Origin of the sequence: Pseudomonas sp. Sample_10 (assembly GCF_004321495.1) — a bacterium.
Classification (GTDB): domain Bacteria; phylum Pseudomonadota; class Gammaproteobacteria; order Pseudomonadales; family Pseudomonadaceae; genus Aquipseudomonas.
Map to the genome: position 1 here is coordinate 43,399 of NZ_RCOE01000108.1, position 23,931 is coordinate 67,329.

Here is a 23,931-nt window from a genome sequence, read left to right on the forward strand (position 1 = left end):
CACAACTGATGTGCCTTTTTCTGGACTGGTTGGCGCTGGGGCGAGCGACATAATACTGCGCTCCTTCAACAATCGGAGTCAGTAGATGCAACGTCTTCAAGGAAAGGTCGCAGTGATCACCGGCGGCAACAGCGGCATAGGCCTGGCGTCGGCGTGCCTGTTCGCCAAAGAGGGCGCGCAGGTGATTATCACCGCACGTCGACAAGAAGTGCTGGACGAAGCCGTGCGCCACATCGGTCACGGCGCTTTTGGCATCAAGGGCGATGTCGCCAGCCTCGAGCACCATGCCGAGGTCGCCGAGCAAGTCCGGGTGCGCTTCGGTGCGCTGGATATCTACATGGCCAACGCCGGGGTCATCACCCTGACGCCATCGCAGCAGGTCACTCCAGCGGAGTTCGACGCGCAATTCAATATCAACACCCGAGGCGTGTTCTTTGGTGTGCAGTCGATCGTGCCGCTGATGCGCGACGCTGGCAGCATCATCCTGACCAGTTCCCTGGCGGCCACGAAAGTGCTCGAAGGGCATGCGGTGTATGCCGGTTCCAAAGCGGCCATCGGCGCTTTTGCGCGCAGCTGGGCGCTGGAGCTGCGGGCGCGGCGCATACGCGTCAATGTGCTCAGCCCGGGGCCGGTCGATACTGCGATCATCGGCAAGCTGGGCGTTTCAGAAGAAGACCGCCCCGGCTTCGAGCAAATGATGGCGGCCATGATTCCCGCCGGTCGACTGGGGGAGGCCGACGAGCTCGCACAAGCGGCGCTGTACCTGGCCTGCAGCGACAGTTCGTTCGTCAACGGCATCCAATTGCATGTCGACGGCGGCATGTCGCTGGTCTGATAACCGCCTCAGAACGTGCAAACCGCATCGGTAAACACCACCCGGCCGAACTGCGCGTTGGCGTCCAGCGGGGTGATGGCCAACAGTTGATCCAAGCGGATTTCCTGTTGGCCGTCAGCCGTTTCAAGCTCGAGGAATTCTTCCTTGTCGGCGGACGTTCGCGTAGTCAGCGCCTTCGCTTCCAGGCGGGCGCCATCCTTCAATTCGATGTCCAGTCGGTAACCGCGCATGCAGGCGATTTCCAGATAGTCGTACAGGTCGCAGTTCATGGGCTGGTAGGTGTTCATTTCGTTACTCCTGGCAACCTTGCAGTTTGAGGATGAAGTAACCCTGCTTGCCGATCGCCGCTGCCACTTCGGGATGGGTCGGTTCGACGTGACAGAACTGGCAGCGGTCCTGGGCGATATCTTCGTCCTGTATGCCCTGTTCATCAAGGAAGCGGCGGGCATAGGTTTTTGCCAGTTCGGCGTCGTTACGCTCGATCAGCACATCGAAGTGCAGGTAGCGGCCATCTTTGGTGCGCACGTGGGTATCGAATACGTTCACGCTCATTATTTGCTCTCCTTGAGTTTCCAGGTGCCGGGCAACGACAGGTCACCCGAGGCAATGTCATAGACGCTGCTGACGCACAGCAATGGGTTGTGCAGGTCGGCATTGACTTTCAGTGCAGCGGTGACGCCGTCGTAGTTGAAACTTTCGGGGAAGCCGACTGCCGCCAACGGCACATGGATTTTCGCGGCGTTTTTCTCGACGCTCAGGTCGTAGCCGGGGGAGTCGATGTAGATCGGAGCGCCAGGCCAGGTGGCAGGTAACTTCGGTTTGGCATCCTTGGGAATGTCGCGGACTTTCAAACCGCCAGGCCCACAACTTTCGTCTTTGCTCAGCACCACCCAGTGCGAGTGCCAGAGGCCGCCGTCGTTATCCTTCTTGCCGTCCTTGTTTTCGTCCAGTTGCGGGGTGTCATCGAAATCCGGGTGAGAGGTCAGCGCCAGGGCCAGGATCCCGGACTTCGCTTCAAAGCCGACAACGGAACTGTCGAGGCTGGTAGGCCAGACATAACTGAACACCTCGGCCCCGGCAAACGAACCCTTGGCGGTTGGCACGCGACTGCCGGCCTGGCCATCGACCAATTGTTCGAACACCAGATTGCTGCCTTCCTTGAAAACCCGGGTATTGACCAGATCGAACGCGGCATCGGCTTTGCCTTTGTCGCTTTGGATGCCTTGTTTGTCATGGGCCACAGCCTGTGTCGCCAGCAGCGTGCCAAGGGTGAGTGCCAGAGCGGTTTTCATGTATGCCTCCGTTTGGAAGTAGATTAGGTTTCGGATCGACACCACAAATCCTACGACAAGCCGATATTTTGTCAATAAGGTTTTTATCCGATACTATTTATCAACGGTTTTGATCAGGAATTTCCTCGTGCTTTTTGATTTGCTGGAAAGGTTGTCGAGCCTGACTCGGGTCTGGTTTCGTGAGCACCCCCTGCTGACGGACCTGCAGCCGATCCAGCTCAGCGCCTTGATGTACCTCGGCCGATGCAACCGCTACTCCGACACGCCGCTGGCGGTGACCGAATATCTGGGACTGACCAAAGGCACGGTGTCGCAATCGCTCAAGGCTCTGGAAGGCAAAGGACTGCTGACCAAACAGCCAGATGCCCGGGACAAACGCAGCGTGCACCTGAAACTGACGGCTCCGGCACAGGCGTTACTGGACGCCGTGGTGCCACCGGATTTTCTGGTCAATGCCGCCCAGCGCATGGGTGCGCGGGCAGTGGATCTGGAAAGCTTGCTGCTGGAGCTGTTGCGCAACATCCAGCAAGGTGAAAATGTCCCTAGTTTCGGGCTGTGCCGAACCTGCCGTTTTCATCAGACAGTGACGGGTGGAGCGTTTTGCGGACTGACTCAGGAACCACTGGAATCCACAGAAGTGGATCTGATTTGCCGCGAGCATCAAATTCGCGATCCGGCATGAGGTGCCATCGTCTGAGATAGACTCAACAGCGACTAGCCGACAATGGAGTGAACCCCATGGCACGACTGCGATGGACTCGCTGATCACCGCCGCCGCCCAGGCGCTGGCAGCGGGGGATCCGCTGGGCGCGCTGGACAGGGTCGCGTTGCGTGACGATGCACCGGCGCTGGCGTTGCGCGCAATCGCCATGGCGCAACTGGGTGATCTGGTGCGGGCCAAGGCACTGGTGCGCCGGGCAATACGGGCGTTCGGGCCAAAGGAAGCGCTGGCTCGGGCGCGTTGCATCGTCGCCGAAGCCGAGATTGCATTGGCCTCGCGGGACCTCGGCTGGCCAGTGAAGGCCCTCGATGCGGCGCGGGTCACGCTGCAAGCTCACGGTGACAGGGTGAACGCGGCCCATGCGCGCTACCTGCACATCCGCCGCCTGTTGCTGATCGGCCAATTGGATGACGCCCAGGACAACCTCGCGCAACTTGACCCTTCGACATTGCCACCCGCTTTGCACGCCACCCATGAGCTCGTGGCGGCGGGCATCGCCATGCGTCACTTGCGCTCACAAGCTGCGCGTGCGGCGTTGGCCCGGGCCAAGTTCGCCGCGCAGCAATCCGACATTCCCGCGTTGATAGCAGAAGTCGACAGCGCGCTGCGCTTGCTCGACAGTCCCGCCGCACACTTGATCAGTAATGGTCAGGCGCGACCCTTGTTGCTCGATGACGTCGAAGCATTGCTGGCCTCGACATCGCTGGTGGTCGATGCCTGCCGGTTCGTCGTGCGCGGTGCGGGCATGTCGGTGTCCCTGTCGAAACGTCCGGTGCTGTTCAACCTCGTACGGACATTGGCCGAAGCCTGGCCGGAAGATGTTGCGCGGGAAACGCTCATCGCCCGGGCCTTTCGCCTGAAGCTCAGCGATGAATCCCATCGCGCCCGGCTAAGGGTGGAAATCGGCCGCTTGCGTGCAGCGCTCAAACCCTTGGCCAACGTGGTCGCCACCAAGCGCGGGTTTGCATTGATCACCCAGGTTTCACCTGACGTGGTGCTGCTCACGCCACCGGTCGAAGAAAAACACGCAGCGGTGTTTGCACTGCTCGCCGACGGCGAAGCGTGGTCGAGTTCAGCACTTGCCCTGGCGCTGGGCAACAGCCAGCGCAGCGTGCAACGAGTTCTCGAAACACTGGCAGCACAGGGCAAGGTTCAGTCGTTCGGGCATGGGCGCGGGCGGCGCTGGATGACGCCACCAGTGCCCGGTTTCGCGACGACCTTGTTACTCCCGGTTCCGCTGGGCGGTGGCTAGGATGAACGCCACCAAACCTTTCGAGGAACACCGAAATGAAACAGTCAGCCGCAGAAATCATTCGTGAATACGGACCTTTTGAAGGTGTAGACGATGTACATGGCGTGACCTGGGATGGTCAGCAGGTGTGGTTTGCCACTACCGGTAAACTCATCGCACTCGACCCTTCAAGCGGCGCAACGGTGCGTTCGCTGGATGTCGCCGCCCACGCCGGCACCGCATTCGATGGCAAGCACTTGTTCCAGATCGCCGATGACCGTATCCAGAAAGTCGACCCGCAAACCGGTCGCGTGCTCTCCACCATCCCGGCCCCCGGTGGTGGCAACGACTCCGGGATGACCTGGGCGGAAGGCTCGCTGTGGGTGGGGCAATATCGCGAACGCAAAATCCACCAGATCGATCCCGAGAACGGCAAGATCCTGCGCACCCTCGAATCCAACCGCTTTGTCACGGGTGTGACCTTCGTTGAAGACGCGCTGTGGCATGGCACATGGGAAGCCGAAGAAAGCGAACTGCGGCACATCGACACGAACACGGGCGAAGTGCTTGAGAGCCTGAAGATGCCGGAGGGCGTAGGCGTGTCCGGTCTTGAGTACGACGGCAGTGAACGGTTTTTCTGCGGTGGCGGCAGCAGCGGGCGGGTGAGGGCGATTCGTCGTCCTTGATGAAATCCCGGCGTTAAATTGTTTGTGGATGTCGGTTCGCTGACTCATAGGAATCCAGCGTTGCGGTGACGATCGACATCCACTGCGCCAACTCTCTGCTTCTGAATCAGGCCAGCACCTCGCAAATCCCACCGTCCTCAGACCTTTCCTACGTCCCGCGCTTTCTTCCTGCAATCGATCAAGACGTTTCTCGCTGACGCCTCGGAAGCCTCCGGTTTTAGCCCTGCAGCTCATCCGTTAACGTTTTTGAACTGAGTCATTAATTGACGCCGAAATAATGGCTAACTAATATCGCGCCACTATTTTGATATTACTTTTGTTTTCGAGGGATCGACATGTTCTCACCCGCCTTCGCGGCGAGGTTGTGCCTGGCTTTGCTGTGCCTTTCTCCACTGCGTCTTGCTCACGCTGCGCCCACGCCGGGAGATACTGACCTGATTCGCGAACGCCAGGATCGCTTGCTCGAAGAACAGCGCCGGCGCCTGGAAGAGCTCAAGGAATTGCCCGGCAAAGAAGTCAAGCCCGCGCAACCGACGGCTCCTGTCGATACCCGTTGTTTCCTCATCAAGGACATCGAACTCAAAGGTGCCGACAGCCTTTCGGCCGACGAAAAAACGCAACTGCTCAAGCCCTACATCGGTCAATGCCTGGGCGTTGCGCAGCTCAATGAACTGCTTAAGGTCATCACCGATCGCTACATTGAAAAAGGCTTGGTCACCAGTCGTGCCTACCTGCCGCAACAGGACTTGTCTGGCGGGCACCTGAAGGTATTGGTGGTGGAAGGCCGGCTCGAAAGCCTGAAAAGTGCGCCCGAAAGCGGCGTGTCCGAGCGTGAATTGGCCATGGCGTTTCCTGGCAAGACCGGTGCGTTGGTTAACTTGCGCGAGATCGAGCAACTGGTCGATCAGCTCAATCGCCTGCCCTCCAATCAGGCAAAAATGGAGCTGGCCCCCGGCAAGAACGTCGGCGGGAGCGACGTGCTGGTCACCAACACCGCGCAGAAGCCCTGGCGCGTCGGGCTTTCGCGCAGCAACGACGGCCAGCGCAGCACGGGCGAACAGCAGTGGGGCACGACGTTCGATTGGGACAGCCCGCTGGGTCTGGCCGATCAGTTGATGTTGCGCGGCGGTCACGACGCGATGACCGACCACCAGCACACCTCCAACAACGCGCTGCTCAATTACAACCTGCCCTGGGGCTGGTGGAACTTCAGTTACACCTACAGCCAGAGCGAGTACCGCTCGCAGATCGCTGCCAACGGCTACAACTTCAAGCAGACCGGCGACAGCCAGAACCATCAGCTGCGCGCCGAGCGGGTGATCCACCGCGATGCCGTGAGCAAGACTTCGCTCAATGCCGGCCTTTCATACCTGCGCACTAACAATTTCATCGAGGACAGCAAACTTAAGCTGAGCAGCAACCGAATCAGCGAAATGCAGTACGGCATCAATCACGGACGGCGGGTGGGCAGCGCGTTCGTCAACCTGGACCTGGGTCTGCAACAAGGCATCGGCGCTTTCGATGCGCAAGGGAACGGCCATCCGGGGCCGGGCCAACCAAACGCACGCTACCGCAAATACACCGCCACCACGACCTACCTGCAGCCGTTCAAGTTGTGGGGCGAGTCTTTCAGCTTCACCAGCCTGATGACTGGACAACGCAGCGAAGACATTTTGTTCAGCCCACAGCGCACCAGTCTCGGCGGGCTGTCGTCGATCCGTGGCTACAAGGATCAATCCCTGTCCGGTGACAGCGGAGGTTACTGGCGCAACGACCTGCGTTGGACTCGCCCGGTCAGCGCCGACTGGCTACGCCCGGCGTTCGCCGAATACGGCGCCGGACTTGGCTACGACCAAGGGGTTATTAGAGGTGATCGCTACAACGGCGATCAGCACGGACGCCTGTCGAGCAATTCGCTGGAGCTGTTCGCCCGTGGCCAGCATTTCGCTGCAAGCGTGACCTTTGCCCACTCCCTGGAACGACCGGATGCGCTGCCCGAGCGCGAAGCACCGATTTACTTCCGCATGGATTTTTTCCTCTAACTGCCGTACTTCGAGAACATGCACATGGACGTTCGCCAATACGCTTTCCTAGCTCGTCAATCGTCCGCCCGGGTGAAATCCCGTGATCGATTCTGGGGCATGCCCAAGCGCGGTCTGGCGTTTCTGTTGGCCAACGTCATGTTCTGGCAACCGATTTGGGCGCAGGCCGACGGCATCGTGGTGGCCAATCCCGGCACCAGTCTTGGTCAGGCGGGCAATGGCGTGCCGATCGTCAACATCGCCACGCCCAATGGCAGCGGTCTGTCGCATAACCAGTTCGTCGACTACAACGTCGGTGCTCAAGGCGTCATCCTCAACAACGGTTCGACTCAGACTTCGAGCACGCAGTTGGGCGGGATCATCATTGGCAACCCCAACCTGAAAAGCAGCGGCTCGGCGCAAACCATCCTCAACGAAGTGGTGGGCGGCAGTCCCAGCCGGTTGCGCGGTTACACCGAGGTGGCGGGGCAGTCGGCACGGGTGATCGTCGCCAACCCGTATGGCATCAGCTGCAACGGTTGCGGTTTCATCAACACCCCGCGTGTGACGTTAACCACCGGCAAACCGGTACTCGATGGCAGCGGTCGCCTGGATCGTTTCCAAGTCGATCAGGGCAGCATTTCCATCGACGGTGCCGGGCTGAACGCCAACAACGTCGACCGCTTCGAAATCATCACCCGCAGCGCAAAAATCAACGCCGAGATTCAGGCGAAGAACCTGACGATTGTCGCTGGTCGCAACGACGTCAACGCCGACAGCCTCAACACCACAGCCCGCGCCGATGACGGCAGTGCCAAGCCGCAACTGGCCATCGATTCGTCGGCGCTGGGCGGTATGTACGCCGGGGCGATCAAGTTGGTGGGCACCGAGGCCGGTGTCGGGGTGAAACTGGCCGGCAACCTGGCGGCCAGTGGCGGTGATATTCAGATCGATGCCAATGGGCATCTGAGCCTGGCGCAGACTGCTGCCACGAACGCGGTCAATGTAAGAGCCGCCAGCCTGGACGCCCAGGGGCCGGTCTACGGTAACGCCGTCAATGTGCAGACTCAGGGCAATCTGGCCGTGCAGCAAAGCGTTGCTGCTCGGGACAGTATCAGCCTGAGTGCCGGTGGTGTGCTGACCAGCAACGGAGTCATCGAGGCCGGGGTCAATTCCGATAACAGTCGCAATGGCAATGGTGATGTCAGCCTCAGCGCGCAGACGCTGAACAACAGCGGTAAAAGCGTGATTGCCAGTCGTAATCTGACGGTGACGACTGCGCAGACCTTGAGCAATCAGGGTGGCACCCTCAGTGGAAAAAACACGACGATCAGCGCCGGCACCCTGGACAACCAGAACAATGGTCGATTGCTGGGCAACACCAACCTGAATCTGACGGCCGGTCAGGTGTTGAACGCCCGTGGCGTGATCAACAGCGCCGGCAATCTCACGGGCAACATCGGGCGACTGGTCAACAGTAACGGCGAACTGACCAGCCAGTTGGATACCGTACTGACGGTGACGTCGCTGGATAACGTCGCCGGCCTGATGATGGCGGGCCGTTTGCTCGACATCACAGCCCTCGGCACTCTCAACAACAGCGCGGGGAAGATTGCTTCCAAGCAATCGTTGAATGTGCGTGCGCAAAATCTCGACAACCGCAACGGCGGCCTGATCACTGCTGCGGGAAAGATGAACCTCACGGCCAATGAAGTCGCAAACATTGCGGGGCGTATTTCCGGCAAGGGCGATATCGAGGCGAACATCGCCACCCTGAATCAATCGGCTGGCGAGTTAGTGGCCGAAGGCAATCTGTTGCTGACCGGCAACGTACTGGATAACCGCCAGAATGGCCTCGTCGCGTCGCTCAAAACACTGACCCTGAACGTCGGGCAGATCGATAACCGTGGCGGGTCACTCTCCAGCCAATCGGGGCTGCTGGTCAAAGGTGCAAGGCTGGACAACAGTACTAGTGGCAAGGTGTTGTCGGACACCATGTTGAGCCTGAAAGTCGACCAAATCATCAATGACACGTCCGGCCTGATCTTCAGCAAAGGGGCAAGCACGCTCACCGGTATCGGCCTGAGCAACCTTGGCGGCAAGATCGTCAGTCAAGGCAGCCTTGACTTTGCTTTCGATGGGGTGGTGAACAATCAGCAGGGCCTGATCAACAGCGAAGGCCAGTTGACCCTGAACACCGGCAGCCTCGACAACCGTTTGGGCAAACTGTCGAGTCTCGAAGACATGGCGTTGACCACTGTTGGCGCCGCTTTGAATCAGGGCGGCCTGATCGCCACACAAAAAGGTCTGGCACTGGGAAGTGGCAGCCTCGACAACAGCGTTAACGGCGTCATCAGCGCCAAGGCTGATTCGACGCTGGTCACCGGCGATTTCAACAATAGCAGCGGCGGCAGTCTGGCGACCGATGGTGCCCTGAACGTCACGGCCGGGCACCTGAATAACTCCGCCGGGCAAATCGGCAGCCAGCAGCAGTTTGATCTTTCCCTCGCGTCGCTTGAGCAGGATGGTGGCGAACTGTTCAGCAACAACGACCTCAGCCTGGACATGAACAATGGCCTGCTGAATAACCAGCGCGGCAGCATTCATACGCCGGGTCAGTTGCTCCTGAAAAACCTAAACGAGGTGAACAACAGCGCGGGTGAAATTTCCGGTGCCAAGGCCTGGAGCCTGAATGCGCGAAGCCTGAACAACGATGGCGGCAAACTGCTCAGCAATGAAAAGCTCAGTTTTGTCATCGACCGGGCACTGAGCAACATCAGAGGCTTGATCGCTGCCGCCAGCCTGGACAGTCGCAGCGCCAGCCTGAACAACGCCGATGGCGATATTCGCGTTCGGGGCGGTGCCGATCTGCGCGTAACCGACGACTTCGACAATCGGGGCGGGATTGTCATTGCCGATGATGAGCTGTTCATCAAGGCCACGCGGTTGGACAACCGCGACGAAGGTCTGGTCGGTGCCATGCAGGCGCTGAATCTGACGGTCGACCGCCTCGACAACCGCAATGGCGAACTGTCGAGCGAGATCGATGTGAACCTCATCGGTGATTACCTCGACAACAGCGACAGCGGCTTCATTCTCGCCGGTGGCAATCTCGCGCTGAGTGTGGGACAGGTGATCAACCGCAACAACGGCCTGATATCCGGCGACGCCGGCCTCGCGCTAACCGGGGATAGCCTGGAAAACAGCGGCCGCCTGGTCACACAAAACGATCTGGCGATCACGCTTTCGGCGGATCTGGACAACCAAAAGGGCAGTCTCGTCAGCGAAGGTGCATTGGTCATCGGCGCTGAACGCCTCGACAACGACGCCGGCACGGTCTCCAGTGCCAAAGCGCTGGTTATCAATACGCGGGGAGATGTCAGCAACCAGGGCGGCAAACTGCTGACCGACTCGACACTCACTCTCGACAGCAGCGCGCTGGATAACCAGGCAAAGGGTGTACTCAGCAGCAAGGGCGACCTGAGCATCACCACGGGAGTACTCAACAACAGCCAGGCGAGCATTTACTCTGCCGGTCAGTTGAGTCTCAAAGCCGGGCAGCTGACCAACACCAGTGGCAGCCTCGGTGCAGGTACTTTGTTGCTGGCCGATGTCAGTGGCCTTGATCAGCAGGGCGGCAAGCTGTTCAGCAAAGGCGATCTGAGCTTGGATCTGAATGGTGGAACGCTCAACAACCAAGAGGGCTTCATCAGTGCCCCGGGTCAACTGCTGCTGAAAAACCTGGCTGACGTGAACAACCGCGGCGGGGAAATCTCCAGCGAGCTGGGGTTTGAGCTGATTGCTGATCAACTGGACAACAGCGCAGGTCAGTTGCTGAGCAACCAGAAGCTGACCCTGCAAATCGAAAACGCACTGACCTCGATCAAAGGCAAGATTGCCGCAGCCGCGTTGCAGGTCCGCGCGTCGAGCCTGGATAACAGTGGCGGTGTCCTGCTCAGTGATGGCGATCTCGATGTGACCCTCGATGATCTGTTGACCAATCGGGACAACGGCATCATCAAGGCCGCGCAACTGAACCTCAACAGCAACGGCCTGGACAATCAGGGCGGTACGCTGCTCGGTGGTTCCGGCATCGCCATTGATCTGGGCGTGACACTGGGGGACCTGAACAACCAGCAAGGCTTGATCAATACCAAAGGTGAGTTGAGCATCACCCACCTGCGTGACCTGGATAACCGCAATGGCGAAATTTCCAGCCTCACCAGCTTCAGCCTGACCGGCAACATTCTGGACAACCGTGGCGGCAATCTGATCAGCAACGATCAATTGCAGCTCACCGCCGCCGAAGTGAAAAACCAGGGCGGTCTGGTGTCCGGTTGGAATGGCGTAACGGTCTCCGGCGGCACGCTCGACAACAGCCAGGAAGGCACGATCTCCAGTTTGTTGGGTAACCTGGGCATCGATCTGAGTGGCGCGCTGGTCAACCACACCAAAGGCGGGTTGGCCGGCAAGGGCGAGCTGAGCATCAAGGCGGCCAGCCTCGATAACAGCAACGGCATTGTCACCAGCGGCGGCAAGCAGACGCTGACGATCTCCAACGGCACCATCACCAACACCTCAGGTGGCCTGATCGAAAGCAGCGACACGCTGGATATCCATGCGGCGACGCTGAACAACGCAGCTGGCCAGATTACTGCCAAAAAGGCGATGTCCTTCACCGGTACGCAACTGGACAACACCGGTGGCAGCCTGGTCGGCGAGGACAGCGTAACCCTCGATTTGCTGGGTGCCCTGACCAACATCAACGGTGCACTTGGCAGCCGCGGTCCGCTATTGGTCAAGAGGGCGAGTAGCGTCGATAACCGAGGCGGCCAACTGATCAGCCAGTCCCTGTTGAGCCTGTTGACTTCCGGCGACCTGAACAATGGTCAGGGCGGCACCCTGTCGGCCAGTGGGCAGTTGGATCTCACCGCAGACGGCACTGTTTACAACGACGTCGATGGTTTGATTTCCAGTCGTGATGCCGGGGTTTCCATAACGGCCGCCGCGCTGAACAACGCCAGCGGCGCCGTGCAAAGCTGGGGCTTGCTGAGTGTCGAGGCGGGCAACGGCGCGATTGATAACCAGGGCGGCAAACTCATCGCCCAGACCGGCGATCTTAATATCAATGCGGCCAGCCTCGACAATCGTGGCGGCATGCTGTCGAGCCTTAAGGGACTGGTGCAAGCCCGCCTTGACGGTGTTTTGCGCAACGGCCAGGGCGGCAAGCTAGAAGGCAGCCGGCTCGACTTGCGAGCGCTGGGCGGGATCTACAGTGACGGGGGACGCATAGCCGCCAACACCGGCGACATTCTGCTCAACGCGGGCGGCAACACAGTCGACAACAGCAACGGCGGGATCTTCGCCAAAGGTCAGGTCGCCGTCGTCGGCGGCTCGATGAACAATAACGCCGGACAGGTCAGCGGCAACGGCATCGATCTGGGGCTGAGCGGCAATCTTGCCAACCGTGGCGGCCTGGTCGAAAGCGCCGACACCCTGGCCGTGCGTGCCGCCAACCTCGACAATCAGGGCGGCAAACTGCGGGCATTGGGCACCAGCGGCAAAACCGACTTCCAGATCGGCAGTCAGTTCGATAACCGCAATGGGCTGGTGGAAACCGCCAATCAGCAACTGACAATTGCGACGCCTGGCCTGCTCAATGCCGGCGGCTCTGTAACCCATGTTGGCACCGGCCTGTTCGACATCTCGACCGCCAACGTCATGAACGCTGGCGGCGCTCTGATCACTCGCGGTGACCTGAACCTGAACGCCAACAGCTGGACCAACAGCAGCGTGATTCAGGCGGGTCGTCTGACGGTGAACGTCAACAACTTCAACCAGACCGCCAGCGGCCAGTTGCTCGCGTCGAACCAGCTTGTAGGGCGGGGTGTGAACTGGAACAACGACGGATTGATCGCCAGTGATGGCAGCCTCGATATCCAGTTGAGCGGCGGCTATGGCGGCAGTGGCCGCATGAGCAGTCTCGGCGACATGCAGGTCGACGCGTCCAGCATCACCCTCAACAGCGCCGCTAGCATTGCCGGCGGTGGCAACACGAGCGTGGGCGCTCGTGGCGGGTTGTCGGTACTGAACAACTTTGGGCGCCTGAGCGCGAGCAACAACCTGAATCTCAATGCCGGTGCCGTTAACAACTATGGCACGTTGGCGGGCGGGACGGGTTTGAAGCTCAGCGCATCGTCATTGCTGAACGATCAAGGTGGTTTCCTGTTCAGTGGCGGCGATATGAAGCTTCGGGTGGGTAGCTTCAGTAACAGGAATTCCGATGTTTACAGCCTGGGCGCTATTGATATTGCCCGGGATGATGCGGGTAGCCGGGCGGGGTTGGTGGAGAACCTTTCCGGGACGATGGAGAGCGTTGGCAACTTCTCGATTCGGTCTGATTCGATTGTCAATCGCAGGGATCAGTTCAAGACTGTTGCGCAGATGTATTCGGCGGATATTGGGGTTCGTTGTTATGAGTGTGATGAGCTTCCTTTCAGCTGGGCTGAGATGGATTCACATCCGATTGCTTCCCACCTGGTCTGGGAGCAGAAGTTCAGAGTCAGCATTCTGGAAGGGGAAAGTTCCAAGGCGGCTTCCATCACGTCGGGTAGCAATTTTGACGTGACTGGAGGTTCATTCCTGAACTCGAACTCTTCAGTCGCGGCTTCCGGAAACATCACCATCAATGTCGCCAGTTTCGAGAACTCCGGGACTGCCACGGGGGACTATGTTTCCCGTAAGTACGTCACGGGTGGGCAAAATCTTGATCAATGGAGTCAGATCGTCGCGTACAACATGTACAACGACGCTGATTACAATCGGGACCTGCGTTTCTGGAACGCCAATGAAGTTGAGTCACGGGTCACTACGCAGGTCGTTCGATACGGGGCCAAGGGGGAGCAAGATAACTGGTTCCAGCGTTTTGGTCCTGTCTTGCTTGGTTTGTACAAACAGTCATATGCCGTCGATTTTGGCGACTCCCTGTACGCGAGCGGTGTCAGAACCGACGCCCCCGACTTCATAAAAAACGCCGTCTTCAGCGAAAAAATCATCGCTTCTGACCCATCCGGATTTGCATCGGCAATCATCCAGGCCGCCGGCAACGTCACCATCAATGCCGTCAACAAGATCACCAACGGTGTTGAGCGCGCCTACAGTTCGGGCATCTCCGGTACTTCGCGCAATGCCGGCACCGGGGCCACCGGCACTGGCAAAACCACGATCATCAACCTCAACAGCCAGCTTCCACCGGATCTCGCCCAGCAACAGGTCAACCCGCTGACCTTGCCCGGCTTCAGCCTGCCGGTGGGCGACAACGGATTGTTCCGCCTGAGCGGTAAAGACGGTACCCATCCTGGCGTCGTAACGAACCCACCTCGGACCATCGCCTCCCTTTCCGGCGATGCGACCCAGCGCTCGGATGCCGCGCCCGTCAGGAACGCCACCGAGTTGCAGTTCGACGACAACGACCCGGTGTCGGTCAGAGACCGTGAGCTGGCATTGGCCGGTAACCCGTCCCTGAACCTCAACGACAAAACTGCGCAGGTGAATGCCGATGGCGTGCAACTGCCCGACCGGGGCAACACGCTGATCAATGCGCCGCGCGTACAGGGCCTGCCCGATACCAGCGTGCGCAGCAACCCTCACAAATACCTGATCGAGACCAACCCGGTACTGACCGAACTCAAGCAGTTCATGAGCTCCGATTACCTGCTGGCCAACCTCGGCTACAACCCGGACACCAGCGCCAAGCGCCTGGGTGACGGCTTCTTCGAACAACGGTTGATCCAGCAGGCCGTGGTCGAGCGTACCGGCCAGCGCTACATCGATGGCCAGACCTCCGACGAGGCCATGTTCAAGTACCTGATGAACAACGCCATCGCCAGCAAGGACGAACTGAACCTGTCCGTAGGCGTGACCCTGACGGCCCAGCAAGTCGCGGCCCTGACCCACGACATCGTCTGGCTCGAAGAGCACGAGGTGAACGGCGAGAAGGTTCTCGTGCCGGTGTTGTACCTGGCCCAGGCCGACAACCGCCTGGCGCCCAATGGCGCGTTGATTCAGGGGCGCGATGTAACGCTCATCGCAGGGCAGGATCTGAACAACGCCGGGACTTTGCGCGCGACCAACAACCTGTCTGCGTCCGCCGTACAAGACCTGACCAACGGCGGCTTGATCGAAGCCGGAAACCGTCTCGACCTGATGGCAGGGAACAACATCCTCAACACCGCCGGCGGCATCATCGCCGGTCGTGATGTAACCCTGACGGCGGTCAAAGGCGATGTCATCAACGAGCGCAGCGTCACCAGCTCCGACTTCACCAACAAAGGCTACAACCAGCAACGCGACTACCTGGACAGCGCCGCACGTATCGAAGCGGCGAACGACCTGACCATCAACGCGGGCAGGGACGTGCTGAACAAGGGCAGCGTGATCACTAGCGGCCGCGATACCGACATCCAGGCCGGTCGCGACATCAGCATCGCTTCCACCGAGCAACAAAGCGCCGACTCTGGCGGCAGACAGCAAAGTTCGGTGACTCAGTTAGGCTCCAGCGTGGACGCCGGTCGCGACATCACCCTGAGCGCCGGCCGCGACCTCAGCCTCATCGCCAGCGATCTGGACGCCAAACGCAACATCGGCCTCGCCGCCCAAGGCGACGTCACCATCGCCTCCGGCGCCGACGAAAGCCATTCCTACTACAAGTCCAAAAAGGTCACCGCCCAGGAAGACCACGTCAAACAGGTTGCCAGCACCATTACGGCTGGCGGCGATGTAGCGGTGAGCGCCGGTAATGACCTGGCGTTGATCTCCAGCCGCATTACTGCGGGCGACGAGGCTTATCTGGTGGCGGGCAACAACATCGAGTTGCTGGCGGCGCAAGACACGGACTATTCGCTGTACGAGAAAAAGAAGAAGGGGAGTTTTGGGCAGAAGGAAAGTCGGCGGGATGAAGTTACCCAGGTGACGCATGTCGGCAGTGAGATCTCCACGGGGGGCGACCTGACGTTGGTCAGTGGTGGGGATCAGCGGTATCAGGTGGCGAAGCTTAACAGTGGTGGTGATCTGACGCTCGAGAGTGGCGGGAGTATTACTTTTGAGGCGGTGAAGGATCTGCATGATGAAAGTCATACCAAAAGTGATGGTGATGCTTTCTGGACGTCATCGAAAGGCAAGGGTAATACCGATGAAACTTTACGACAAAGCGAGTTGGTAGCGCAGGGCAAGTTGGCACTACAGGCCGCCGGCAAAATCTCGATTGATCTGAAGCAAATAGATGAGAAATCGGTAAGTGAAACCATTGACGCGATGGTGAAGGCTGAACCCGCGCTAGCCTGGATCAAACACGCTGAAGCCAATGGTCAGGTTGACTGGAGGCTGGTCAAGGAAATTCACGAGAGTTGGCAGTACGACAATGCAGGACTTGGGGCAGCGTCAGCGCTGGTTATTGCCATTGTTGCGAGTATTTTCCTCGGCCCATTGACGGGGGCGATAGCCACGAACTTCACCATGGGGACGGTAAACAACGGCGGTGATTTGGGCGCGGGTCTAAAAGCCACGGTTAGCAAGGACGCGATCAAGGGGTATGCCACGCAGATTGCTACCGGCTATGCGTTAAATGGTCTCGACGGGATGGTGAGCGGCTGGAATACCAACGGAGCACTTATTCTGAAAGCCGACGGGATCTTGAATCCAGGTTACTCGGCAAGCATGCTTGACTGGAGCACGGTCAGCCAGAACGTACTTCGCAGCACATCCCATGCGTTGGTTGCGGGCAGTATCAATACCGCGATCATTGGTGGCAGTTTCGAAGACAATTTGACCTCTGCCTTGATCTCTGAAGGTTTGGATCTGGCCGCCGCATTCGGCAACAAACAGGTCGGAGATCTTGCTGATTATTTGAATGTCGATCCCGGGTCGGCTCAGAAAATACTGATGCATTCAATCCTGGGCGGCGCGCTGGCGGTGGCAAGTGGCGGGGATTTCAAGACCGGTGCATTGGCCGGCGCGGCGGTGGAAGGCCTGAATGCGATCAGTATCGAGGCGTTGGGTAAATATCTGGATTCGCGTTTCGCCACGGATGATCAGTTTAAGGTAGGCACCGCTCAGATTATCGGTGTGCTGGCTGGTGCCATCGGAGGGGGCGATCCCAACATTGCAAGCTGGGTGGCGGGGAATGCCGAGCGCTATAATCAACAAGTTCACCGAGAGGCGGCAGTCCGTTTAGAGAAAGGCTTTGCCATCCTTCATGAGCAAAATCAATTCATGGACCTGCAACCAGAAGATGTACTGGCTGACCTGCAGAAAATTGCAAATGGTGAAAAAGATTCTACGAAGCTGAACCCTCGGACGGTTGAATTTCTCAATCAGTTCGATATTGGAGAGCTTCGTGAAGTTTTCTTTGAACCGACATTAACGGAGCAAATTGTCGGGCTCGGTATTGAAATATTATTTCCAACTCCAACTGGTAAGGGTAAAGCAGCGGCTACGATAGCTGGCCCCGTAGGCAAAGAAATTTTGGAGGCTTTGGAGAAAAAATATGGCGCTGCTTTAGCGGAAGAGGCTACCAAAGGTGTAAAAGAGCCAACCCGTTTCATTGATGGAGTGAAGGTTGTTGATCAAAAAAGCGGGCAGGTTTTGCAAGGTACTGTTGATCTCGGCCCAACCTTAGAACGGATAAAATCAGGTGGTTCGTTCCCCCATCGAAACGATGGGTCTATATTCCAGAATCGTGCCGGGGACTTGCCGAAAAAGCCTGCCGGTTACTACACTGAGTACGTGCATCCAACTTCTGGTGTTTCAGGGCCAGGGCCTCAACGAATAGTTGTTGGGAAGGGTGGTGAGATGTACTACACGGCAGATCATTACAAAACATTTATTCCGATGAATAAATAAATTAGGGGGTGAGAATGTTGCCGTTCAAGTTTTTTGATGTCACGCCCTCATACGACGCTGCGGAAGTCTTCTATGTGCGTATTGATCCGGAGATTTCTCTCTCGGGAGAGTTGTTGAAGGCACTATATTACCTGCTGTGGTTTCCAGGGTATTTTGGATTCAATTGGGATGCTCTATACGACTGCTTGAGAGATCTTGGATGGATTCCATGCCACAAGGTGGTTCTTGTGCATAAAACCCTTCCAAATTTGCCAGAAGAAGACTTGAAGGTTTATCTGGAAGTGTTGCGCGACGCGGTTCTTGACTGGGCGGGGGATGGGGAGCATGAATTGGAGGTTTTCTTCCGAGCAGCTGATCGTCTTGCAGTGGAGGCGCTTTTAACGAGCTAGTTCAAGTGCAAAAGAGTGCAAAAGAGTGCAAAAAGGGGACTCAAAAAGGGGACTCAAAAAGGGGACAGATTTATTTTTTCTCCTTTGCTATGTTGAAAACCTCCAAGGAAGGAGAGATGAAAGATGCCCAGAATGGGACGTATCGTATTACCCAACTATCCGCACCACGTGGTGCAACGCGGTCATAACCGCCAAGTGGTATTTGCCGTCGCCGAGGATTATCAACGCTATCTGACGGATTTACGTGAACTCAAAGATGCATGGGGCGTAAAGGTCTACGCCTACTGTTTGATGACCAACCATGTTCATCTGTTGCTGGCTCCGGGTGACTCTGCTGCTGGACTGGGGCAGTTGATGAAGGTCTTGGCAGCGCGTGCGACGCGCTATCGCAATCGACTGGAAGGGCGTACAGGCACTCTGTGGGAGAGTCGGTACAAATCCAGTGTGGTGCAATCAGATTCCTACCTGCTTGCTTGTTGTCGTTACATTGAATTAAATCCAGTACGTGCTCGCATGGTGGCCGATGCGGCGGATTATCCATGGTCCAGCTATGGAGCCCGAATCAGTGACAGGCCTGATGACCTTTGGCTGGATTTCGACCCATGCTTCACGGCTTTGGGTGACACGGCGATGGAGCGGCGCCATCAATACGAGCGGGTCATGCAGCAAGCTACTTCTGAGGAGGAGACCAGATTGATTCGGGACGCCTTGCAGCGTGGTCAACTGACGGGGACATGCCGTTTCGTGGACGAGGTGGAGCGGATTGTGGGGCAGCGGGTAGAGCAGCGTGGGCGAGGCCGACCAAGGAGCGGACTAGGAAAATAAATCTGTCCCCTTTTTTCCGTCCCCTTTTTTCCTTTTTTCCTTATGTGGACTAAGATGTGAATATGTCGGTATTTCGAGAGGGGGTAGTTGTAAGCGGTGAATACTCCGGCTGGAAAATATTTGTTGCTGATGATCGTGACGGCGACACCGGTGGCTATTATCTTTACTTGAAAAAAAATAATACTGAAGGATTCGACTACTGATTCGAAGATGAGATGGGACTTCAATCTCAGCTAACCGACTTTGATGTTGAGTGGATAGTTTGATCTATGTAATTCGTCTTGAGCAAAACGGGGACAGATTTATTTTTTTTCATTTTTCTCCTTTGCTACGCTGAAAACCTCCATGGAAGGAGAAGTAAAAAATGCCCAGAATGGGACGTATCGTATTACCTAACTATCCGCACCACGTTGTGCAACGCGGTCATAACCGCCAGGTGGTATTTGCCGTCGCCGAGGATTATCAGCGCTACCTGACAGATTTACGTGAACTCAAAGATGCATGGGGTGTAAAGGTCTACGCTTACTGTTTGATGACCAACCACGTTCATTTGTTGCTGGCTCCGGGTGACTCGGCTGCTGGGCTGGGGCAGTTGATGAAAGCCTTGGCAGCGCGTGCGACGCGCTATCGCAATCGACTGGAAGGGCGTTCAGGCACTCTGTGGGAGAGCCGATACAAATCCAGTGTGGTGCAGTCAGATTCCTACCTGCTTGCTTGTTGTCGTTACATTGAATTAAATCCAGTACGTGCTCGCATGGTGGCCGATGCGGCGGATTATCCATGGTCCAGCTATGGAGCCCGAATCAGTGACAGGCCTGATGACCTTTGGCTGGATTTCGACCCATGCTTCACGGCTTTGGGTGACACGGCGATGGAGCGGCGCCATCAATACGAGCGGGTCATGCAGCAAGCTACTTCTGAGGAGGAGACCAGATTGATTCGGGACGCCTTGCAGCGTGGTCAACTGACGGGGACATGCCGTTTCGTGGACGAGGTGGAGCGGATTGTGGGGCAGCGGGTAGAGCAGCGTGGGCGAGGCCGACCAAGGAGCGGACTAGGAAAATAAATCTGTCCCCTTTTTTGTCTTTGTCCCTTTTTTGTCCTTTTTTGTCCGGGCGTGGCAACACCTACAGCGAATGGAATAATTCACTACTCTAAGGATGGTATCCATATTGTGCCAGCGAGGCCTTGAATGATGTGCTCTCTTGATAATGCGATCGTGATGGCCCGGCTAAGTATTCAAAGAGCATTGCTAGGGGAAGTTTCAGGAAAGCTTCGTGCTGTTGTTTTTTCAGTGTCGGAATTGTTTTTGAGTGTTAGATTCTACTTCGATGGGGAAATTGATGACGATGATTTTGAGTCTGCCTCCTGTGTTGAAACTGAGGTGCTTGCTGATTACGAAGAGGACTGGACGGTGACAGTGAAATGTTTTCGGTTAGATGCCTCGGAGCCGATATTGGATGATGGGGTTTGGGTATTCAGGCGACGTGAAGGTTAAGAGTGGTTAAGTTGGTGACTGCCAGGACGGTGCTGGGTGTATCGCTACCGCTTGATCCACATGGGTGTCAGGCACGACTCGGTCGTAGCCCGCGATGAGGAAACGGATACGACGGGTTCAACCAGTCGGGTTCAGTTATAGGAGAAACCCTGCTCCAGAGAAACGTTGGTGCCGCCAAATGTCCAAAAACGTGTCGCAGATCTGTGGCTCGTGCAAAAGCACCTCCAGTCTCGACGGGCTCATTTAGCAGACGACCCGGTTACAACAGCCGGTCGCCACTCAGATGGTTCACGCCCTGTCCCTTTTTGGTTGATCTGCTGGAAAGGCGTTCAGACACTCTGTCCGAACGCCTTGCGATAGCCATTTTCTGACTTCCCAAATCCCCCCATCTTCAGCCGCTTCCTGCAATCCTCCATGTCCTCATTGAAAACCCTCGGATTTCTGTGATTGCCTGATCGACCCCAACAAAATTTCTCCCGATGAACCCTCCCACTTGCTCGCAGTTATCAACTGGCGTAAACAATGCACGCACCGCGCAGGCGCAACTGTGCGGTTTGTGCTGCGGAGCAGGAGTGATAGACATCAAGGCGCTAAATCACATGTACGACCACACGACGAAGCGAGGCGGGCGTTGGTAGAGCGACGTCAGTTCAGCGGTGCGATGAAGGGCAAGAACCTTCGCTACCTCAATGAACAGGAAGGCCATTCAATTCGCGCCCGGGCAGGTTTTTTGCTGCTGGAGCATTTTTCGTTGCCCGCGTTTACCCAGGCACTCGATACGATTGTCACTGCAAACCTGCTGCGGCCAGAGCTGTTTTCCACCAAGACTTTCGGTTTGACTGAAGGCGAAGTGATCAGCGATTTGGGGTTGGTGATCCGTCCGGATGCGCGCCTCGATCATGGGCAGATTATGCAGCTCGATCTGTTGGTGATTTGTGGTGGGTATCGAACGGCGCTCCAGGCTGACGACGTGCTGGTCAGTCTTTTGCAAGGGGCCGCCGAAGCAGGCGTGAAGCTGGCAGGGATCTGGAATGGCGCCTGGTTTCTCGGTCGAGCCGGTTTGCTGGACGGTTATCGCTGCGCGATCCACCCGGAGCATCGTCCCGCGCTGGCGGAAATCGCCAAACTCACCCAGGTCACCAGCGAAGCGTATGTGGTGGACCGCGATCGTCTGACGGCGTCCAGTCCCAACGGTGCGTTCTACATGGCGCTGGAATGGATCAGAGGTTTGCACGACAAGGCGCTGACCGACGGTATTGAAGACATACTGGCATTTGAAGCGTCGCGCTATCGACGCATCAAACCCAGCCTCAATGTCTCTGTCAGCGGCCCGCTGCGCGAGGTGGTCAACCTGATGGATGCCAACCTGGAAGAGCCTTTGGAGATGGAGACGCTTTGTCTGTATGCCGGTCGTTCCCGACGGCAGATCGAGCGACTGTTCAAAGAGCAGTTGGGTACGACACCGCAGCGCTATTACATGGACTTGCGCATCACTGAGGCACGCCGGTTGCTGCAGCACACGACCTTGACCATCGTCGAAGTCTCCGTCGCCTGTGGCTTCGTTTCACCGAGCCACTTCAGCAAATGCTACAGCGCCTATTTCGGCTATCGACCGTCCAAGGAAACCCGGTTGGTGAAGTAACGGCTCGATGAATGATCGGCAATCACAGCGAGCCGATCATTTCGCCCCGAACAGCATCGTCCAGTAGACCCCTTCATCGCTGCGTGCGTCCGTCGCAAAGCCCGCACCCACTTGAGTGAACATCGGGTTCATCAGGTTGGCGCAATGCCCGGGGCTGGCGAGCCATCCGGCCATTGCCTTGTTCGCCGAGCCTTGGCCGGCTGCAATGTTTTCGCCGATCTGCCGACCACGGTAACCGGCGGCGCGCGCCCGGTCCGCAGGGGTGTCGCCATCGGGGTCGCGGTGGGCGAAGTAGTTACCGTAGGCCATCGCTTTACTGTGGCCTTGCGCGGCAGCCCCGAGACTTGCATCCCAGGATAACGGACGGGCCGCGGCGAAACGCTGGCGACCGCACAGCCGTGGTTTGGCCCGGGCGGCATTCACTTGCGCCAGCAAAGCTTTGCTGACGGCTCGCGGATCGGCCATTTGACTGTCGAGAACGGGGCGTGCCAATACCACTTGCCACTCACCCCGACTGCGGCTTACACCAATGTCAGCGTACTGGCTATCGAGCAATGCGGCGCAGTGGTCATCCTGCAGCAGTTCAAAGGCCTCTTCGGCATCCTGCGCACCCACCACGCGGATGGAGCGCACGGCGACAGCCTGGTAACCGGATGCCTTCAATCGATCGCGTAAACCGCCACCGTAACCCACCGGCAATGCCAGGTTTGACTTCAAGGCCAGCGGCGACAAGCGCTGGGCCGGTCGGCGCGAGCAGTCTCGCGGATGGGCACGGTAATCGTTGATGGCTTCCACCAGTTGTCGCTCCGCGCCGGCGTGGGCGGGAGGGGCGATCAAGGGCAGTAAAGTAACCAGACACAGCGAAGTGAAGCGCAAGGCGGAGGCGGTTTGGCGCATGGTGCGGACAGCTCTGAAGAGATGACAACGATAGGGAGGTGGGTTGAACGCCGATCTAAGACTGGGCTCGCGACACAAGGTTCACGGGGCCGGTAAGCTTATTGGCTGCTGAAGCTTTCTGTCCGACGGACGCACTCGATGTTGGCGTTTGTTGCTATAACCCATTCCCCAGCGCCTTGAAGTATTCAGGGCTGTCGCTGATCGAATTGTGCCCCGCCCCCTTGATGATCTGCATCGATGCCACGCCCTTGGCGAAGTGGCTGTACAGCCGTTGCGTGCTGGAATTTGGAATCACTTCGTCATGTTCGGCGGCAATCAGCCGCGTCGGCACTGCGATGTGTGATGCGTAGCGCCAGGATTCGAATTTGTCCTGCAACAGCCACCGCACCGGGAACCATCGGAACTGACGGGCGGCGAGCTCTTCGAGGCTGTTGTAAGGCGTGACCAGCAGCAGGCGGGTGGCCGGTCGAGAACTGGCCAATCGCACCGCGACCCCTGACCCCAGGCTGCGGCCGACCACGATGATGTGCGGATGATCGGCATAGACCTTGTCGAACAAGGTCATGGCGTCGCGGGCAATGGCCTCCTCGGAGGGCGATCCACTGCTGCCGCCGTAGCCTCGGTAATGCATGAAGTACAGTGCATGGTCCGGGAAGGCCTCGGCGAAGCCGGGCAGGCTGAGGGAAACGTCTTCGGCATTGCCACCAAAATAAATCAGCGCCTTGGGACCGTCGTGCGAACGCACCGAAACCAGCACCTGCGCGTCATCGATGGGCAGCGTGAGCAATGTGTCCGCCGAACCAGCGGCGCGCGGTTGCGGGTAGTAGATCAGCGAGCGCTGAAACACGTACAGCGCTGCGCAAAGCGACAGATACGCTGCGGCAAGGATGACAACGAGTAACACCAGGGTTCGGGACATTCGACTAACGTTAGTGGGCGGCATTGACGGCTCCGGGGTGCTGTCAGAGTGTAGCTGGCGGTGAAGGAGGGCACCG

General features: G+C 57.9%; 16 protein-coding genes. 11 read left to right on the plus strand and 5 right to left on the minus strand.

Annotated elements, in window-relative coordinates; translation table 11 throughout:
- Positions 1-85: 85 nt before the first annotated feature.
- Complete coding sequence (locus D8U18_RS09930; protein WP_130930613.1) at positions 86-835, plus strand: SDR family oxidoreductase; 750 nt, start codon at positions 86-88, stop codon at positions 833-835.
- Between the two features lie 8 nt (positions 836-843).
- Here the strand turns inward: D8U18_RS09930 and D8U18_RS09935 are convergent, their stop codons facing one another.
- The 3 genes from D8U18_RS09935 to D8U18_RS09945 are packed head-to-tail and all read right to left on the minus strand — an operon-like array spanning position 844 to position 2,127.
- The gene (locus D8U18_RS09935; protein WP_056853401.1) at positions 844-1,122 is read right to left on the minus strand and encodes a Rho-binding antiterminator; all 279 of its coding nucleotides are present in this window, start codon (positions 1,120-1,122) and stop codon (positions 844-846) included.
- Between the two features lie 4 nt (positions 1,123-1,126).
- Positions 1,127-1,387 carry a DUF2024 family protein gene (locus D8U18_RS09940; protein WP_056853402.1) on the minus strand — a complete coding sequence of 87 codons (261 nt, stop codon included), beginning with the start codon at positions 1,385-1,387 and terminating at the stop codon, positions 1,127-1,129.
- Positions 1,387-2,127 (minus strand): hypothetical protein, encoded by a 741-nt coding sequence (locus D8U18_RS09945; RefSeq protein ID WP_056853403.1) that lies wholly within the window; start codon positions 2,125-2,127, stop codon positions 1,387-1,389. Before D8U18_RS09945 ends, D8U18_RS09940 begins: the two co-directional genes overlap by 1 nt.
- 127 nt (positions 2,128-2,254) lie before the next feature.
- Between D8U18_RS09945 and D8U18_RS09950 the strand changes: the two genes are divergently transcribed.
- From D8U18_RS09950 to D8U18_RS10000, 10 genes are all read left to right on the plus strand, one after another.
- A complete protein-coding gene (locus tag D8U18_RS09950) occupies positions 2,255-2,809 on the plus strand; it encodes a MarR family transcriptional regulator (protein ID WP_131107535.1) in 555 nt (184 codons plus the stop codon).
- Between the two features lie 70 nt (positions 2,810-2,879).
- Positions 2,880-4,100: a helix-turn-helix domain-containing protein gene (locus D8U18_RS09955; RefSeq protein ID WP_131107536.1), complete on the plus strand. Its 1,221-nt coding sequence runs from the start codon at positions 2,880-2,882 to the stop codon at positions 4,098-4,100.
- Positions 4,101-4,135: 35 nt separating this feature from the next.
- Positions 4,136-4,765 carry a PQQ-binding-like beta-propeller repeat protein gene (locus D8U18_RS09960; protein WP_131107537.1) on the plus strand — a complete coding sequence of 210 codons (630 nt, stop codon included), beginning with the start codon at positions 4,136-4,138 and terminating at the stop codon, positions 4,763-4,765.
- 335 nt (positions 4,766-5,100) lie between these two features.
- Positions 5,101-6,807, plus strand: a complete 1,707-nt coding sequence (locus tag D8U18_RS09965; RefSeq protein ID WP_131107538.1) for a ShlB/FhaC/HecB family hemolysin secretion/activation protein — start codon at positions 5,101-5,103, stop codon at positions 6,805-6,807.
- 24 nt (positions 6,808-6,831) lie between these two features.
- Positions 6,832-17,685, plus strand: a complete 10,854-nt coding sequence (locus D8U18_RS09970; protein WP_177435011.1) for a ribonuclease domain-containing protein — start codon at positions 6,832-6,834, stop codon at positions 17,683-17,685.
- Between the two features lie 14 nt (positions 17,686-17,699).
- On the plus strand, positions 17,700-18,074 hold the full coding sequence (locus tag D8U18_RS09975) for a barstar family protein (RefSeq protein WP_131107539.1): 375 nt from the start codon (positions 17,700-17,702) through the stop codon (positions 18,072-18,074).
- A 123-nt stretch (positions 18,075-18,197) separates the two neighbouring features.
- Positions 18,198-18,899 carry a transposase gene (locus D8U18_RS09980; RefSeq protein ID WP_131107540.1) on the plus strand — a complete coding sequence of 234 codons (702 nt, stop codon included), beginning with the start codon at positions 18,198-18,200 and terminating at the stop codon, positions 18,897-18,899.
- A gap of 364 nt (positions 18,900-19,263) precedes the next feature.
- Positions 19,264-19,965, plus strand: a complete 702-nt coding sequence (locus D8U18_RS09985; RefSeq protein ID WP_131107541.1) for a transposase — start codon at positions 19,264-19,266, stop codon at positions 19,963-19,965.
- A 126-nt stretch (positions 19,966-20,091) separates the two neighbouring features.
- Entirely contained in the window at positions 20,092-20,397 is a 306-nt protein-coding gene (locus D8U18_RS09995) for a hypothetical protein (RefSeq protein WP_131107542.1), read from the plus strand.
- A gap of 631 nt (positions 20,398-21,028) precedes the next feature.
- Positions 21,029-22,039 (plus strand): GlxA family transcriptional regulator, encoded by a 1,011-nt coding sequence (locus D8U18_RS10000; protein ID WP_131107543.1) that lies wholly within the window; start codon positions 21,029-21,031, stop codon positions 22,037-22,039.
- A 36-nt stretch (positions 22,040-22,075) separates the two neighbouring features.
- Here D8U18_RS10000 and D8U18_RS10005 read toward each other — a convergent pair whose 3' ends face one another.
- Positions 22,076-22,936 (minus strand): CAP domain-containing protein, encoded by an 861-nt coding sequence (locus D8U18_RS10005; RefSeq protein ID WP_056853412.1) that lies wholly within the window; start codon positions 22,934-22,936, stop codon positions 22,076-22,078.
- 154 nt (positions 22,937-23,090) lie between these two features.
- Complete coding sequence (locus tag D8U18_RS10010; RefSeq protein WP_131107544.1) at positions 23,091-23,879, minus strand: alpha/beta hydrolase; 789 nt, start codon at positions 23,877-23,879, stop codon at positions 23,091-23,093.
- Between the last annotated feature and the right edge of the window lie 52 nt (positions 23,880-23,931).